This is a genomic window from Tessaracoccus sp. OS52 (genome assembly GCF_020687685.1).
Lineage (GTDB): Bacteria > Actinomycetota > Actinomycetes > Propionibacteriales > Propionibacteriaceae > Arachnia.
In genome coordinates this window covers 1,635,887-1,651,997 of the sequence record NZ_JAJEWM010000001.1, presented here as the reverse complement: position 1 = coordinate 1,651,997, position 16,111 = coordinate 1,635,887, and the positions used below count along the sequence as shown (strand labels likewise).

The 16,111-nt window shown below is 66.6% G+C and carries 17 protein-coding genes; 15 read left to right on the top strand and 2 right to left on the bottom strand.

All coding sequences use genetic code 11. The annotated features are described in order from the left end of the window. The first annotated feature begins 28 nt into the window (after window positions 1-28). The 5 genes from tsf to rlmN all read left to right on the top strand — a co-directional run bounded on the left by tsf (window position 29) and on the right by rlmN (window position 4,255). On the top strand, window positions 29-841 hold the full coding sequence (tsf, locus tag LKO27_RS07795) for a translation elongation factor Ts (RefSeq protein ID WP_227736746.1): 813 nt from the start codon (window positions 29-31) through the stop codon (window positions 839-841). Window positions 842-967: 126 nt separating this feature from the next. Beyond that, window positions 968-1,681: a UMP kinase gene (gene pyrH / locus LKO27_RS07790; RefSeq protein WP_227736745.1), complete on the top strand. Its 714-nt coding sequence runs from the start codon at window positions 968-970 to the stop codon at window positions 1,679-1,681. Between the two features lie 23 nt (window positions 1,682-1,704). Continuing rightward, window positions 1,705-2,262 carry a ribosome recycling factor gene (gene frr, locus LKO27_RS07785; protein WP_227736743.1) on the top strand — a complete coding sequence of 186 codons (558 nt, stop codon included), beginning with the start codon at window positions 1,705-1,707 and terminating at the stop codon, window positions 2,260-2,262. Then, complete coding sequence (locus LKO27_RS07780) at window positions 2,262-3,125, top strand: phosphatidate cytidylyltransferase (RefSeq protein WP_227736742.1); 864 nt, start codon at window positions 2,262-2,264, stop codon at window positions 3,123-3,125. Before frr ends, LKO27_RS07780 begins: the two co-directional genes overlap by 1 nt. Beyond that, the gene (gene rlmN, locus LKO27_RS07775) at window positions 3,125-4,255 is read left to right on the top strand and encodes a 23S rRNA (adenine(2503)-C(2))-methyltransferase RlmN (RefSeq protein ID WP_227737246.1); all 1,131 of its coding nucleotides are present in this window, start codon (window positions 3,125-3,127) and stop codon (window positions 4,253-4,255) included. Before LKO27_RS07780 ends, rlmN begins: the two co-directional genes overlap by 1 nt. A 281-nt stretch (window positions 4,256-4,536) precedes the next feature. Here the strand turns inward: rlmN and LKO27_RS07770 are convergent, their stop codons facing one another. Together LKO27_RS07770 and LKO27_RS07765 are read right to left on the bottom strand one after the other, a co-directional pair. Then, the gene (locus LKO27_RS07770; protein WP_227736741.1) at window positions 4,537-4,719 is read right to left on the bottom strand and encodes a hypothetical protein; all 183 of its coding nucleotides are present in this window, start codon (window positions 4,717-4,719) and stop codon (window positions 4,537-4,539) included. Beyond that, window positions 4,716-5,018 (bottom strand): hypothetical protein, encoded by a 303-nt coding sequence (locus LKO27_RS07765; protein ID WP_227736740.1) that lies wholly within the window; start codon window positions 5,016-5,018, stop codon window positions 4,716-4,718. The genes LKO27_RS07770 and LKO27_RS07765 overlap by 4 nt, the downstream gene beginning before the upstream one ends. Before the next feature lie 120 nt (window positions 5,019-5,138). Between LKO27_RS07765 and gdhA the strand changes: the two genes are divergently transcribed. The 10 genes from gdhA (at window position 5,139) to LKO27_RS07715 (ending at window position 16,106) form a co-directional block, all read left to right on the top strand. Further along, complete coding sequence (gene gdhA, locus LKO27_RS07760; protein WP_227736739.1) at window positions 5,139-6,476, top strand: NADP-specific glutamate dehydrogenase; 1,338 nt, start codon at window positions 5,139-5,141, stop codon at window positions 6,474-6,476. Between the two features lie 382 nt (window positions 6,477-6,858). After that, window positions 6,859-7,422, top strand: a complete 564-nt coding sequence (locus tag LKO27_RS07755; protein ID WP_227736738.1) for a hypothetical protein — start codon at window positions 6,859-6,861, stop codon at window positions 7,420-7,422. A gap of 20 nt (window positions 7,423-7,442) precedes the next feature. Then, a complete protein-coding gene (locus LKO27_RS07750; RefSeq protein WP_227736737.1) occupies window positions 7,443-8,084 on the top strand; it encodes a response regulator transcription factor in 642 nt (213 codons plus the stop codon). 157 nt (window positions 8,085-8,241) lie between these two features. After that, window positions 8,242-8,679 carry a hypothetical protein gene (locus LKO27_RS07745; protein WP_227736736.1) on the top strand — a complete coding sequence of 146 codons (438 nt, stop codon included), beginning with the start codon at window positions 8,242-8,244 and terminating at the stop codon, window positions 8,677-8,679. Window positions 8,680-8,860: 181 nt separating this feature from the next. After that, window positions 8,861-9,730 carry a hypothetical protein gene (locus LKO27_RS07740; RefSeq protein ID WP_227736735.1) on the top strand — a complete coding sequence of 290 codons (870 nt, stop codon included), beginning with the start codon at window positions 8,861-8,863 and terminating at the stop codon, window positions 9,728-9,730. Window positions 9,731-9,790: 60 nt separating this feature from the next. Beyond that, complete coding sequence (dxr, locus tag LKO27_RS07735; RefSeq protein ID WP_227736734.1) at window positions 9,791-10,993, top strand: 1-deoxy-D-xylulose-5-phosphate reductoisomerase; 1,203 nt, start codon at window positions 9,791-9,793, stop codon at window positions 10,991-10,993. Further along, complete coding sequence (locus LKO27_RS07730) at window positions 10,990-12,276, top strand: RIP metalloprotease (RefSeq protein ID WP_227736733.1); 1,287 nt, start codon at window positions 10,990-10,992, stop codon at window positions 12,274-12,276. Before dxr ends, LKO27_RS07730 begins: the two co-directional genes overlap by 4 nt. A 36-nt stretch (window positions 12,277-12,312) precedes the next feature. Beyond that, window positions 12,313-13,455 (top strand): flavodoxin-dependent (E)-4-hydroxy-3-methylbut-2-enyl-diphosphate synthase, encoded by a 1,143-nt coding sequence (ispG, locus tag LKO27_RS07725; RefSeq protein ID WP_227736732.1) that lies wholly within the window; start codon window positions 12,313-12,315, stop codon window positions 13,453-13,455. Window position 13,456: 1 nt separating this feature from the next. Then, the gene (locus LKO27_RS07720; protein ID WP_227736731.1) at window positions 13,457-14,290 is read left to right on the top strand and encodes a GNAT family N-acetyltransferase; all 834 of its coding nucleotides are present in this window, start codon (window positions 13,457-13,459) and stop codon (window positions 14,288-14,290) included. A gap of 37 nt (window positions 14,291-14,327) precedes the next feature. After that, window positions 14,328-16,106: a proline--tRNA ligase gene (locus tag LKO27_RS07715; RefSeq protein WP_227736730.1), complete on the top strand. Its 1,779-nt coding sequence runs from the start codon at window positions 14,328-14,330 to the stop codon at window positions 16,104-16,106. The last annotated feature ends 5 nt before the right edge of the window (window positions 16,107-16,111 follow it).

Sequence of the window (16,111 nt, the reverse complement as noted above, 5' to 3'; positions counted from 1 at the left end):
CCTCCTACCCAGACGGGAAATGTGACTGATGGCAATCACCGCCGCAGACGTTAAGAAGCTCCGCGACGCCACTGGCGCCGGCATGATGGACGCCAAGAATGCCCTGGTCGAGGCCGAGGGTGATTTCGAGAAGGCCGTTGAGGTGCTTCGCGTGCACGGTCTCGCCAAGGCTGCCAAGCGGGCTGACCGCGAGGCCGCCAACGGGATCGTCGCGGGCAAGCAGGGCGTCCTGATCCAGTTCGCAGCCGAGACCGACTTCGTTGCGAAGAACGCCGAGTTCGTCGGGCTGGGAGACCAGATCGTCGACGCAGTGCTGGCCAGCGGCGCCACCGACGTGGAGTCGACCAACGCTGCCACGCTCGCCTCCGGTGAGACGGTGGAGCAGGCGGTCAAGGAACTCGGCGTGAAGATCGGCGAGAACATCTCGGTGGTCAACGCTGCGAACTTCGACGGCACCACCCACCTGTACCTCCACCGCCGGGCCGCAGACCTGCCTCCGCAGGTCGGCGTACTCGTGGAGTACACCGGTGGGGACGAGACCCTCGCCCACCAGGTCGCGATGCAGATCGCGTCCATGAGCCCCACCTACGTCTCGCGGGACCAGGTCCCGGCCGACATCGTGGAGAACGAGCGTCGCATCGCAGAAGCGACCGCCCGCGAGGAGGGCAAGCCCGAGGGTGCCATCACGCGCATCGTCGAGGGCCGTCTCGGTGGCTACTACAAGGACGTTGCACTCCTTGACCAGCCGGCAGTCTGGGAGGACAAGAAGTCCGTCGGTGACCTGCTGAAGGCCGCCGGCGCCGAGGTGACGCGCTTCGCGCGCTTCGCCATCACAGCCTGACAAGTCATCAAACGGTGGCGTGTGCCGCGAGTACTCGCGGCACACGCCACCGTCTGTGTCCGGGGTCCGCCCGGGGACGATAGGCTTTCACCGAACCGACCGCAACCACCAACCCCGAGGGGAACCATGACGAAGCGATACAGGCGGGTGCTGCTCAAGCTGTCCGGCGAGGTCTTCGGTGGCGGAAAGCTCGGTGTGGATCCTGACACCGTCAGGAGCATCGCCAAGGAGATCGCCGACGTCGTCAATGACGGTGTGCAGGTGGCCGTGGTCGTGGGCGGCGGCAACTACTTCCGTGGTGCCGAGTTGAGCCAGAGCGGCATGGACCGTGACCGGGCCGACTACATGGGCATGCTGGGCACGGTCATGAACAGCATCGCGCTGCAGGACTTCTGCGAGAAGGAAGGCATCAACACCCGGGTGCAGTCCGCCATCACGATGGGGCAGGTCGCAGAGCCCTACATCCCACGCCGCGCGGAACGCCACCTGGAGAAGGGGCGCCTGGTGATCTTCGGTGCTGGCTCGGGCATGCCGTACTTCTCCACCGACACGGTGGCTGCGCAGCGTGCACTCGAGATTGGCGCCGAGGTCCTGTTGATGGGAAAGCAGGGAGTCGATGGCGTCTACACCGCGGACCCCAGCACCGATCCGGACGCCACGAAGTTCGACCGACTGACGTTCGACCAGTTCCTTTCCGAGGACCTGAAGGTGGCGGATGCCACCGCGATCGCGTTGGCGCGCGACAACAACCTGAACATCGTGTTCTTCAACCTGTCGAAGCCCGGCAACATCGCTCGCGTCGTCAATGGCGAGCACATCGGGACGCTTGTCACCCGCTGACCCACCACGAAAGGAGGGCGGTCATGATCGCCGAAACCCAGAAGGAAGCCCAGACCAAGATGCAGCAGGCGGTGGACTTCGCACGCGAGGACCTCGCCAGCATCCGGACGGGAAGGGCGCACCCCGCGATGTTCGCCGGGATCAACGCTGACTACTACGGTGCCCCCACGCCGCTGCAGCAGCTGGCCTCGTTCACCTCCACGGATCCGCGTTCACTGCTCATCACCCCCTTCGATCGCAGTGCCATCGCCGCAATCGAGAAGGCCATCCGCGACGCCGACCTCGGGGTCAATCCTGGCAATGACGGCAACTCCATCCGCGTGGTGATGCCCGAGCTCACACAGGAGCGCCGCAAGGAGTACGTCAAGATGGCCAAGGGCAAGGCTGAAGATGCCCGGGTGGCGGTGCGCAACGTCCGTCGCCACGCCATGGATCAGCTCAAGAAGCTGCAGAAGGACGGCGAGATCAGCGAGGACGAGCTCGCCCGCGCGGAGAAGGCGCTGGACGCCTCTACCAAGAAGTTCGTGGACAGCATTGATGACCTGCTGAAGGCCAAGGAAGCCGAGCTCAGCGAGATCTGATGCCGACCACTGCTGCGAGCGAGCCCGCCTCGACGCCGACGAGTGGCCGCAACCTTCCGGTCGCCATCGGCGTCGGGGTGGGGCTGTTCGTGGCTGTGGCGGTCGGGCTCCTCTGGGCGCACTGGTTCTTTGTGCTACTGGTCGCCGCAGCCCTGTGCCTGGCCTCCATTGAGGTGCACAACGCCTTGGAGCGCAAGGGAATGCACGCTGCCATCGTCCCAATCGTCGTGGGCACGGCCGTCAGTATCGTCGGTGGCTGGCTCGTGGCGGTGTTCGACGTCATCCAACCCTCTACCTTCATCGTCACCTGCCTGGGCGCCACCGTGCTGGCCAGCTTCACCGCCAGGCTCCGGCATGGCCCCGAGGGTTTCCTCCGCGACGCCGCCGGATCGGCCTTCATCGTCGCCTACATCCCACTCATGGGCGTGTTCGTCTCGCTGCTGATGGGGGAGTCCAACGGCGAGTTCCGCATCCTGACCATCGTGTTCTGCGTGGTGGCCGCCGACACCGGCGCCTACGCCGTCGGCTCCCAGCTTGGCAAGCACAAGCTCGCGCCTCTCATCAGTCCCAGCAAGACGTGGGAAGGCGTGCTTGGGTCCGTGGTGTTCAGCGTCCTGGTGGGGGTGGCCTGTGCGCTGCTCCTGCTGCGGACCAGCTGGTGGGTGGGAGTCCTGTTCGGGATCGCCGTTGCGCTTGCGGCTACTCTGGGAGACCTTGTCGAGTCGCTCATCAAGCGTGACGCCGGGATCAAGGACATGTCCAACTTCCTGCCCGGCCATGGCGGGGTGATGGACAGGCTCGATTCGATGCTGGTCGCGTTCCCGGTGGGCTGGCTCGTCCTTAACCTTGCTCTGGGGGCATGATGACCACTGTTCTTCCGCTCGTCTTCGAGGCGCCGCGGCGCGGCAAGCCACCGCGCCACTGGCTGGACCTCACGAATCAGGAGCGCCGGGAGACCACGGAGAAGCTCGGGCTGCCGAAGTACCGTGCGGAGCAGATCTCCCGCCACGTCTTCGACCATCTCTCCGACGATCCTGCCGCCTGGACCGACGTTCCTGCGTCAATTCGGGAGGAACTGGCCGAGCAGCTCTTCCCGCGTCTGCTCGAGCAGGTCACCAGCCGAACGGCGGACAAGGGCGCCACCGTCAAGACCCTCTGGAAGCTCCACGACGGCTCGCTGCTGGAGTCCGTCCTGATGCGCTACCCCAACCGCTCCACGCTGTGCATCTCGTCGCAGGCCGGCTGCGGCATGGCCTGTCCGTTCTGCGCCACGGGACAGGGCGGCCTGAAGCGCAACCTGTCGCAGGCCGAGATCACCATCCAGGCGTTCGCGGCCAACCGGATGCTCGCCGCGGGCGAGGTGCCCGGGGCCACGGGCAGGCTCAACAACATCGTCTTCATGGGGATGGGGGAGCCGCTGGCCAACTACAAGGCTGTGATGGGTGCCATCCGCACCTTGCTCGAACCCTCACCGGGTGGCTTCGGCATGAGCGCGCGCGGCATCACGGTCTCCACCGTCGGCCTCGTCCCGCAGATCCACCAGCTCACGGAGGAGGGCCTTCCGCTCACCCTGGCGGTCTCCCTGCACGCCCCGGATGACGAGCTCAGGGACGAGATCGTCCCGATCAACAACCGCTGGAAGGTCGACGAGGTGGTCGACGCTGCGTGGGGCTACGCCCAGCGCACCAAGCGCCGCGTGTCGATCGAGTACGCCATGATGCGCGACATCAACGACTCGGTGGCACGCGCGAACCTCCTCGCCGACGTACTGAAGCGGCGCGGGGACTGGGGCTGGGTCCACGTGAACCTGATCCCGCTGAATCCCACGCCCGGATCCAAGTGGACCGCTTCACGCAAGGAGGACGAACGCGCCTTCATCCACACCCTGGAGCGACGGGGCGTCCCCGTCACCCTACGTGACACCCGGGGGAGCGAGATCGACGGCGCCTGCGGCCAGCTCGCCGCCTCCCAGCAGGACGTGACTTCCGGCTGAGACGGACCACCAGCATGGGGGTTGACCAGCGCTCCCAAGGGTTGACCAGCGTTGTCGCTCGTCACCAGCGCTGTACGGCTGGTGGCCGTCAACAACGCTGGTGAATCGAGCCGGCTGCCGCGCGTCGAGCGTTCCCACGGTTGACCAGCGTTGTTGGTCGTTCACCAGCGCTTCCGCCGGTTGGCCAGCGTTGTCGCTCGTCACCAGCGCTCTACGGCTGGTGGCCGTGAACAACGCTGGTGAATCGAGCCGGCTGCCGCGCGTCGAAGCGTTCCCACGGTTCACCAGCGCTCCCACGGGTTCACCAGCGCTTCCACCAGTTGACCAGCGTTGTCGCTCGTCACCAGCGCTCTACGGCTGGTGGCCGTGAACAACGCTGGTAAATCGAGCCGGCTGCTGGTCAGATCGAGGCCGACCGACCCGTCACAACAGCCCTCGGCGGTGCCGACCAGGGCCGGCGTCAAGCCTTCTGTTCGGGGGACGGTGCGAGGAAGTCGGTGGGGCGCCGGGAGTGTGACTTGCTGCGACGGTTGCGTCGACGCTCGTAGCGACCCACCCGCGCAACACCGTCGGGGTGCGTGAAATCGGGACCACGCCTGCCCTTGCCGGGCCTGAGCCCCTCGATCCGCGCGCGCAGCTTCTCCAGCAGGGTGGGAGGCGGGTTCTCGGGCAACTCGGGGCGGGGCGAGGGTTCATACGGTCCGATCACGACGCGCTGGTCCTGAGCTCGCCTGAAGGTCGGACCACGGTGCCGTTTCGCCATAGGGGCAACAGTAGTGACGCTGAGTCCCGTCTCGCGAATGCAGGCTCGGATGAAGGGATCCAGCCCTCGGCAGTTAAGATCAGCCTGTTTGCGGAAAAGTCGAGCAACTTGAGGAGCAGCATGGAAGAGCGCTTGGAGGGCATCTACGAGGCAGTCGTGGCCCGGAACCCCGGAGAGGTCGAGTTCCATCAGGCAGTCCGTGAGGTGTTCGACAGCCTGAAGCCGGTTTGCCGGAAGCACCCCGAGATCCTCGATGACAAGATCCTCGAGCGACTCTGCGAGCCGGAACGACAGATCATCTTCCGTGTGCCGTGGATGGACGACGCGGGCCAGGTCCAGGTGAACCGCGGTTTCCGGGTCGAGTTCAACTCCGCACTCGGCCCCTACAAGGGTGGTCTGCGTTTCCACCCCAGCGTCTACCTCGGCATCATCAAGTTCCTCGGCTTCGAGCAGATCTTCAAGAACTCCCTCACGGGCCTCCCGATCGGCGGCGGCAAGGGTGGTTCCGACTTCGACCCCCGCGGCAGGTCTGAGAACGAAGTGATGCGTTTTTGTCAGTCGTTCATGACCGAGCTGTACCGCCACCTGGGCGAGTACACCGACGTCCCCGCCGGCGACATCGGCGTCGGCGGCCGCGAGATCGGCTTCATGTTCGGCCAGTACAAGCGGATCACCAACCGTTACGAGTCCGGCGTGCTGACCGGCAAGGGCCTCGACTGGGGCGGTTCGCTCGTGCGCAAGGAGGCCACCGGCTACGGCACGGTCGTGTTCGCAGATCAGATGCTCAAGACCAAGGGCGAGAGCTTCGAGGGCAAGCGCGTCTCCGTCTCCGGATCCGGCAACGTGGCGATCTACGCCATCGAGAAGGTCCACCAGTTGGGCGGCAAGGTCATCGCGTTCTCCGATTCCACCGGCTACGTGGTCGACGAGAACGGCGTCGATCTCGAACTGCTGCAGCAGATCAAGGAGGTCGAACGCGGGAGGGTCTCCGACTACGCCGACCGCCGCGACGGTGCTCAACTGGCCGGCAACGGCAGCATCTGGGACCTCCCGGTCGACGTCGCCCTGCCGTGTGCCACGCAGAACGAACTCGACGGCTCCAACGCCGCGAGGCTCATTCGCAATGGCGTCCTGGCAGTGGCGGAGGGCGCCAACATGCCGACCACCCCAGAGGGCATCGGCCACTTCCAGGAGGCAGGCGTCCTGTTCGGCCCCGGCAAGGCTGCCAACGCAGGTGGTGTGGCCACCTCCGCGCTCGAGATGCAGCAGAACGCCATGCGCGACTCATGGGACTTCGAGTACACCGAGGAGCGCCTGACCCGCATCATGGAGCGCATCCATGACGACTGTGCCGAGACCGCGGAGGAGTACGGCGAGCCGGGCAACTACGTCTTGGGCGCCAACATCAGCGGTTTCCGCAAGGTCGCCACAGCCATGCAGGCTTTCGGTCTGGTCTGAGTCAACGACCCGGGCGCTCGCCCCGCAGTGCTTCGGCGCCGCGGGGCGGGCGCTTTTTGCGCTCAAATTGAACAATTCAATCCGCCAGAACCCGGGTCGAAAAGTCGGGAAAGGACCCCTCGGAGTGCCCGGAGCGCTAGCTATGGTTACCGGCATGACGCGCGCAGTAGGGCTTCAGCCGGAGTCGTCCAAGCGACGGTGGCTCGGGCGAAGTCTCGTGGCGCTGGCAGCAATTTCGTTGGTCGTTGGGGCCCGGGTGACTCACCGTGTGGCGCTTTCGGTCAGGCGCTCGGATCGGGCGTTGGCGGACCTTGATGGGCGACCTCAGTTGCGCGACGTCATGCAGGTCCTGCACGATTCGGGGTCGGGAAGACTGGCTCAGGTGCTGATGATCGCTCGCGATCTGCGACGTCGCCCTGACCTCCCCGTATGGCTCAGCGGGCACCTGGATGCGCTCATAGAGGTCGGTGAGGCTGGGGTGAGCGAGCTGCGCGAGGTCATGGGCTGCCCGACCGCCCTCGGGCGAGTGCAGAAGTCGCGAAGCCGTCTGGAGAGGGAATGGGCTCGCTCCATCCAGACCCTGCGCTCGGCCGGCTTCGACGTCCTGCAAACGGGCTCCGCACGCCTGAACCTACCGGAGTCGATCGAGGCTGAAGCGTCGCGGGTTGCGTGTGAATCAGTGTCCAACATATGCAGGCACGCCGTCGCCCGTAGCAGGGTGTTCCTGACGCTTTACGCTGACTGTGACCAGCTGGTGCTGAGCTGGCAGAACGACGCACTTCCCCGGGCACAGGTGGACCACCGGATATCCACAGGGCTGGGACTTCTTGAGATGCGACGGCGCGTGCGCCGGCTGGGCGGAGAGGTGGACCATCGCGTCGCTGCGGGCGTTTTCAGCCTGAGGGTGGTCCTGCCGCTGGGTTCCGGTCTTGCAGACGAAGTGTGACAGAGGGTTGCTCGGATCCCATGCCTGAGGTTGTCACGGTGGGCCTTGTCGACGACGACGTCCTGATGCTCAGGCTCCTCTCCCTGCAACTGGAACAGCGGGGACTGGAGGTCAGGTGGGCGGGGGATTCCCGAGAGGCGCTCGCCCAACTGCGGAGGGAAGCGTCGCATCCCCATGTCGTTGCCGTGGACGTGCGAATGCCCGGTGTTGACGGATTCGAGCTGACGCGTCGCATGTTGGATGCCTTCGGGCCGTTGAACGTGGTGATGTTCACGTCCATGGATGATTCCGATTCACTACGCTCTGCGCTGTCCGCGGGGGCGGTCGGGTACCTGCTCAAGACGGACCCGGTGGAGCGGATCATTGCCGGCCTGATCGCGGCCGCGCACGGTCTCCATCCCTACTCGCCGTCAGTGGGGGGCCACCACTCACGGCGGGTTGTGGTTCCCCAGGATCCGTTGCCCGCACCGCTCACGGTGCGTGAGGAAGAGGTACTGAAACTCGTGGCGCAATCGCTTACGAATGACCAGATAGCCAGACGCCTGAGCATCGCGCCCGACACAGTCAAGCGGCACGTGGCGGCGGTCATGAACAAGACGGGTACCCCCGACCGCTTGGGGGCCGTCATGTGGGCAGTGCGTTCCGGCCTGATTCAGAGTTGACTGGCGTCGCCCAGTTTGGCCGCCGGCGCGCGCATTGCGTGACCCGATGTGGTCATCCGCGCCCCCCACCCCCTACCTGAACGGGCGATGCGCGGCCACGCGTGGATTGGTTGAGTTCGTCATGGGCGCAGAGAGTGCCCGCAGCGAGAGGAAACACATGAAGAAATCGATCCGCAGGATCCTCACCGGCGTCGTCGCGGCGCTGGCGGTGGGTGCCACCGCCATTGCCCCTACCCAGGCAGAGGCCTCGCCCAACAACGACTGGCACATCAGCTTCAATGGAGGTTATGTGCGTTGGGCCACCTTCACGGAGCATTCGAACGGCACAGGAAACGTCCTCACCGTCAGCGGTGGCAGGGACTGCACCTCCTACAAGGAGGGCTGGACGGGCGCTGAGTGGCGGGAGCCGCGTCTGGGTGAATGGGACAACAGCATCTCCTGGGGCATCACGTACGGCAACTGCAAGGTCGCGCTGCATTCCTTCGAGAACTACCAGGGGTATCAGACCAACTGGTTCAGGATGGCGGGCGCCGTGGACAACCACCCCGATGCGCGCGGCTGGAACGACTGGACTTCTTCCTTCAGGCTCTCCTGAGTCCGGTTCGCCAGTCCACGACCGTTGGGCTTCGTTGCCAGGAGGAGCCGAGGAGCGGTAGCGCTCGTCAGCCATGCCCCGACGGGGCATGGCTGACGCCCGGCCGGGACGGGTGGCGACCTCGCGATGGTGGCGGGCCGGCACCGTGAGCGAAGCCAATGACTCACAAGGAGAATGCATGTTGAACATCGGTGTCAGGTCAGTCCGTTCCGCGATGGCTGTCATCCTGCTGGGGCTCGGCGCCGCAGCCTGTTCCGCGCAGGGCGAGGAGGTGCCCACCGTGATGGTCACGGCCAGCAGCCAGGTGGACCTTCCTCTCATGGAGTACCTCCCCTCGGACGAGGAAATGGAACTGATGATTCTGGCTGCGTTCAAGCTCCAGTCAGAGTGTGCTGCCAGATTCGGGTTGGAGCTTCCCCCCGACCGACCTGGGGAGGAGGACGTCAGCGACTACTTCAACCTCCGTCGCCGGTATGGCTTACTCAACCGGGAAGAGGTCGTCCGGTACGGATACGACAGTCCTCCGCTGCCGACCGACAGCGACGACGAGGCCCACCCCGACCTGTCGGAGGAGGTGATGACTGGCCGGACCGCAACCGGGGACGCCAGCACCATGAAGGACAGTGAGGGCCAGCTGATCCCTCCAGGAGGCTGCGAGCAGGAGTCGTGGGATTCTCTCAGGGGAGACATTCCACTCGGGTACTTCACGCCGTCGCTCGGCCTGCTGGAGGAGGCACGGATCCGGATGCAGGAGGATCCCGGGTACAAGGCCGCCGAAGCAGACTGGGCGGACTGCATGACTGCGGCGGGGCACGACTTCAGGCAACTCCATGAGGCGGGCGCATCCGTAAAGGCTGCCCCTCCCGAGGAGAAGAAGCAGATGGCCCTTCAGGAACTGGAATGCTCCCTCAATGTCAACTTCCCCGGCAGGGCCATGACCGTGGACGTCGAGATCCAGAACGAGCTCGTCGCGAGGAATGGGGAACTGCTCGCGGGAGTGCTCGATCAACACCGACGGATGCTGGAAAAGGCCGGGGAAGCCTTGAACTGACGCGTTGTGGCCGGGGGCGCCAGGTCTCCCCCGCCTTGTCATGCGTGAGAGACTTGTGCGGTGCGAAGAATCGTCCTGCTCGGCAGTACCGGCTCAATCGGAACCCAGACCCTTGACGTGGTCTCCGGTCGACGTGGCGAGTTCGACGTCGTCGGTCTGGCCGCCTCCGGAGGAAACATCGAAGTGCTGGCAGCACAGGTCGTCGAGTTCGCGCCGCGCGTGGTCGCTCTCGCGAAGGCCAGCAAGGCCCGTGACCTCCAGCAGGCGCTCTACGCCGAGGCCGCTCGCCGCGGCTGGGCAACCGGGGACTTTGAACTTCCCAGGCTGATCCTGGGCCCCGACGCCGCGACCGAACTTGCCGGCAGCGAGTGTGATCTGGTTCTCAACGCCATCACCGGTGCCGCGGGACTGCGCCCGACGCTGGCCTGCCTGGCCGCCGGAACTCGGCTGGCGCTCGCAAACAAGGAGTCCCTCGTCATCGGCGGCAAACTGGTTACAGGAGCAGCTGCGCCGGGCCAGATCATCGCGGTGGACTCGGAGCACTCCGCCTTCGCGCAGGCGCTGCGCAGCGGTCGCGCCGACGAGGTCCGTCGCCTCATCCTCACCGCCTCGGGCGGCCCCTTCCGCGGACGCACCCGCGAGGAACTCGCGGACGTCAAACCGGCCGACGCCATGGCGCACCCGACCTGGAACATGGGCCGGGTCATCACCATCAACTCCGCCACCCTGGTCAACAAGGGCCTTGAGTTGCTGGAGGCCGCGCTGCTCTACGACGTGGACCTGGATGACGTGGTCGTCACCGTCCATCCGCAGTCGATCGTCCACTCGATGGTTGAGTTCTGCGACGGTTCCACCATCGCCCAGGCCTCTCCGCCGGACATGCGGCTGCCGATCGGCCTCGCGCTGACCTGGCCCGACCGCCTCGCCGACGTCGCCAGCCCCTGCGACTGGACCACCGCCGCCACTTGGACCTTCGAGCCGCTCGACTCCGAGACCTTCCCCGCCGTGGAGCTGGCTCGGCGCGCGGGCAAGGCCTCGGGCACCGCTCCTGCGGTCTACAACGCCGCCAATGAGGCCTGTGTCGACGCCTTCTGCGACGGTCGGCTCGCGTTCCCGGAGATCGTCGACGTCATCGCCGAGTGCCTCGATGAGCACCTGGCCGGCGGTCTCGTCGGCGACGACGCACTCACCGTCGACGACGTCCTCGCCGCTGATGCGTGGGGCCGGACCCGCGCCGCCGAACTGGTGGAGGCCCGCGCATGACCGCCGTGGCCACCATCGGGCTCGCCGTTCTGTTCTTCGCGCTGATCATGGCGTCGATCGCACTGCACGAGGTCGGGCACCTGGTCCCGGCCAAGATCTTCGGGGTGAAGGTCACCCAGTACTTCGTCGGCTTCGGCCGGACGCTGTGGTCGCGCAGGTCGGGGGAGACAGAGTACGGCGTCAAGGCCATTCCGCTTGGCGGCTACGTGAGGCTGATCGGGATGTACCCACCCGAAAGGCACAGCGACAGGCCCAAGGGTTGGCTCACCCGGCTCGCGGACCAGGCCCGCAGCTACGAGTACGAGGAGATCACCCCCGCCGACGACGGCCGGTTGCTCTACCAGAAGCCGGTCTGGCAGCGCCTGATCGTGATGTTCGGCGGCCCGGCGATGAACGTCGTCCTCGCCTTCGGAATCTTCTTCGGGATCAACGCACTGCACGGCACCTACCAGCCCACCCTTGAGGTGGCCGCCGTCAGTGACTGTGTCATCCCAAGGGATCGGGAACCGGCCGAGTGCCTCGAGTCCGACCCGCCCACACCCGCTGCGGAAGCGGGCGTCGAAGTGGGAGACACCCTGGTCTCGTTCAACGGCCACCCGCTGACGAACTGGCGGCAGATGGGCGACCTGATCCGAGCCAACCGCGACGGCGAGGCCACCGTGGTGGTGGAGCGGGACGGGCAGCAGCTCACGCTCCCCACGGTGCGTACCGTCCTGCACCATGTGCCGGACCGGCTCGACCCGACCAAGTATGTGGAAGCGGGGTTCCTGGGGGTGTCGCCGGGCAACGAGTTGACGCGCACCGGTCCCGTCGAGACCGTCGCCCAGATGTGGGACATGACCAAGATGTCCGCGGTCGCCCTCGCCAGTTTCCCGGTGCGGGTCTACAACGTCGCCGCCGATCTCGTCACCGGGCAACCGCGCGACATCAACAGCCCGATCTCGGTCGTCGGCGCGAGCCGCGTGGCCGGTGAGATCGGAACCGCCGCCGACATCCCGGTTGCAGACCGCGCCGCGAGCTGGTTCTCGCTGCTTGGCAGCGTCAACCTCTTCGTCGCACTGCTCAACCTGGTTCCCCTGCCGCCGCTGGACGGCGGACACATCGCCGCCGCGCTCTACGACGGTGTGCGGCGTGCCTGGGCAAACCTCAGGCGCAAGCCGACGCCACCGCCGGCCGATACGGCGAAGCTGCTCCCGGTGGTCTACGCCGTGGGCGGGTTCCTCCTGCTGGGCGGAGTCGTCCTCATCCTGGCCGACATCATCAGCCCCATCCAGCTGTTCTGAGTCGGTGAGGTTCGCAAGCATGGGTATTCTGGGCCCATGACCGTGAGTCTTGGAATGCCCGCTGCCCCCGCCCCCACCCTTGCCCCCCGTCGCAAGACCCGCAAGATCAAGGTCGGTAGCACCTACGTCGGGGGCGACGCGCCAATCAGCGTCCAGTCCATGACCACCACCAAGACCACCGACATCAACGCGACCTTGCAGCAGATCGCAGAGCTCACCGCCACCGGCTGTGACATCGTCCGGGTGGCAGTCCCCAGCCAGGACGACGCCGACGTGCTGCACATCATCGCCAAGAAGTCCCAGATTCCCGTCATCGCGGACATCCACTTCCAGCCCCGCTACGTCTTCGCCGCCATCGACGCCGGCTGCGCGGCGGTGCGTGTCAACCCCGGCAACATCAAGCAGTTCGATGACAAGGTCAGCGAGATCGCCAAGGCCGCCACCGCCGCCGGAGTGTCGCTGCGGATCGGCGTGAACGCCGGCTCCCTGGACAAGCGCATCCTCGCCAAGTACGGCGCCCCCACGGCAGAGGCCCTCGCGGAATCTGCACTGTGGGAGGCGTCACTGTTCGAGGACGTCGGCTTCGGTGACTTCAAGATCTCCGTGAAGCACAACGACCCCGTCGTCATGGTCCGGGCCTACGAACTGCTCAGCGAGAAGTGCGACTACCCCCTCCACCTCGGGGTGACCGAGGCCGGGCCGGCCTTCCAGGGGACCATCAAGTCCTCGGTGGCCTTCGGGGCGTTGCTCAGCCAGGGAATCGGGGACACCATCCGCGTGTCCCTCTCCGCGCCGCCCGTGGAGGAGGTCAAGGTCGGCATCAAGATCCTGGAGTCGCTCAACCTGCGGCCCCGGAAACTGGACATCGTGTCCTGTCCCTCCTGCGGTCGCGCCCAGGTGGACGTGTACAAGCTCGCCGAGGAGGTCACCGCCGGCCTCGAGGGCATGGAGGCGCCCCTGCGGGTGGCAGTCATGGGTTGTGTGGTCAATGGTCCGGGAGAGGCGCGGGAGGCCGACCTCGGCGTCGCCTCCGGCAACGGCAAGGGCCAGATCTTCGTCCGTGGCGAGGTCATCAAGACCGTCCCCGAGTCCGAGATCGTGGAGACGTTGCTGTTCGAGGCCCGGCGCCTCGCGGCGGAGATGGGTGAGGTCGGTGCGCCAGAGGTCTCGGTCGTCTGAGATGACAACTGGCCTGAGGCCGCTCGGGCCGGACGACCAGCAGGAAGTGGAGGCTCTCCTGGCCCAGCGGCCGGTGGAGAACCTCTTCCTGGCCGCCAAGATCGCCCAGTTCGGCATGGACCGCCGGCGGGTGGGCAAGATTCACGGCTTCGAGCGCAACGGGGAGTTGACGGCTGTGTGCCTCGACGGCGGCACGATCTTCCCCGCCGGTTTCGACCCCGACGCCGTCCCCGCCTTCGTCAAGGCGATGGGACCGTCGCGCACGGCCGCCTCGATCCTCGGGCCGGCCATGACCGCGCTGGGACTCTACGTGGGCCTGGTGGAGCGCTGGCCGGGAGCCTGGGGGAAGGTCTCCAACGTCCGACGGCGCCAGCCGCTGATGGTCCTCGACCAGCAGCCGGCCGTCGACGCCGACGAACGCGTCCGGGTGCTCACCACCAAGGAGTTCGAGTCCTACCTGGCCGCGTCTGTCCACATGTACACCGAGGAGATCGGCAGTTCCCCGTTCAAGTACGGCGGCGGATACGAACGCTACGTGAAGGAGCGCCTGCAGCAGGGCGACGCCTTCGGCATCGTCGAGGACGGCGAGGTGATCTTCAAGGCCGACCTAGGGCCGAGGCTCGGCGACCAGGTCCAGTTGCAGGGGGTGTGGGTCCATCCCCACCGCCGCGGAGAGGGGCTCTCGGTTCCCGCCCTGTCGTCGATGCTGCGCCAGGTGATGGTGACCCATCCCGTCGTCTCGCTCTACGTCAACGACTTCAACACCCCGGCCATCCGCGCCTACGAGCGGCTCGGGTTCAGGACCGTCGGCGCCCTGGCCACCGTCCATTACTGAGGCGACGTCACCCCCGGGGCCTGAGTACAGTTGCCCCGTGATCGCAAAACTCTCCAGACTCTTCGTCCGCACCCTCCGCGACGACCCGGCCGACGCCGAGGTCCCCAGCCATCGCTGGCTGGTCAGGGCCGGCTACATCCGACGCGTCGCTCCCGGCATCTACTCGTGGCTGCCCCTCGGGCTGAAGGTGCTGCAGAAGGTGGAGGCCATCGTTCGCGAGGAGATGGAGGCGATCGGCGCACAGGAAGTCCACTTCCCGGCCCTCCTTCCGCGTGAGCCCTACGAGGCGACCAACCGCTGGACCGATTACGGTGACAACCTCTTCCGGCTGCAGGACCGCAAGGGCGCGGACATGCTCCTGGGGCCCACTCACGAGGAGATGTTCACCCTGCTTGTGAAGGACCTCTACAACTCCTACAAGGACCTCCCGCTGTCGTTGTTCCAGATCCAGACGAAGTACCGCGACGAGGCCCGTCCACGCGCCGGGCTGCTGCGCGGCCGCGAGTTCGTCATGAAGGACTCCTACTCCTTCGACATCGACGACGCCGGCCTGGAGGCCAGCTACCAGATGCACCGCGAGGCCTACGTCCGCATCTTCGAACGGCTGGGCCTGGACTACGTCGTGGTCTCGGCCATGGCCGGGGCCATGGGCGGATCCCGTTCCGAGGAGTTCCTTGCCGTGGCGCCCAACGGCGAGGACACCTTCGTCCGCTCCGAGGGTGGCTACGCCGCCAACGTCGAAGCCGTGCGGATCGCTGCACCGGAACCGCGGCCGATCAGTGACGCTCCCGCGATCCAGGTGGTCGCCACCCCCGACGCCGGCACCATCGAGGCCGTCGTCGGCGTTCTCAACTCCGGTGTGGCCCGGCCCGGCGGGGGAGAGTGGACCCGTTCCGACACCCTGAAGAACCTGCTGTTCAAGGTGACCAACCCCGACGGCACCAGCTACCCCCTCGCCGTGGCGCTGCCAGGAGACCGCGAGGTTGACGCGAAGCGTCTGGAAGCGGCCCTGGAGCCGGCGGAGGCGATCCCGTTCTCTGCCGAGGACTTCCAGCGGTACCCGGCGCTGAAGCTCGGCTTCATCGGACCCGTCGACGTCTCCGGCACGGCGGTGCTGGGGGAGGAGTCGGTGACGCGCATCCGGTACGTGGCCGATCCCCGCATCGTCGCGGGGACCCACTGGGTGACGGGGGCGAATGCCGCCGATGAACACCTCAGCGGAGTCACGGCCGGGCGCGATTTCACGCCCGACGGCGTCCTCGACGTGGCCGAGGTCCGGGAGGGCGACCCTGCCCCCGACGGTTCGGGCCCTCTCACGCTCGCCCGCGGCATCGAGATGGGTCACATCTTCCAGCTGGGCCGCCGGTACGCCGAGGCCATGGGGCTGAAAGTGCTTGACCACAACGGGAAGCTCGTGACCGTGACCATGGGTTCCTACGGGGTCGGCGTCTCTCGTGCGGTCGCTGCCGTGGCCGAGGCAACCTCCGACGAGAAAGGCCTTTCGTGGCCCCTTGAACTGGCGCCCTTCCAGGTCCAGATCCTGGCCACCGGCAAGGACCAGTTGGTCTTCGAGGAGGCCGACCGGATCGCAGCCGCCCTGTCGGCGGCCGGGCTGGACGTCCTGGTGGACGATCGCAAGGCCAGCCCGGGCGTCAAGTTCGCCGACGCCGAGATCATGGGAATGCCCATCATCGTGGTCGTGGGGCGAGGCCTGGCCGACGGCGTCGTCGAGGTCCGCAACCGGGCCACGGGTGAGCGGATGGACGTCGCTGTGGGCGATGCAGTCGAGGCCATCGCGGCACTCGCCGGGAGCTGAGGCCG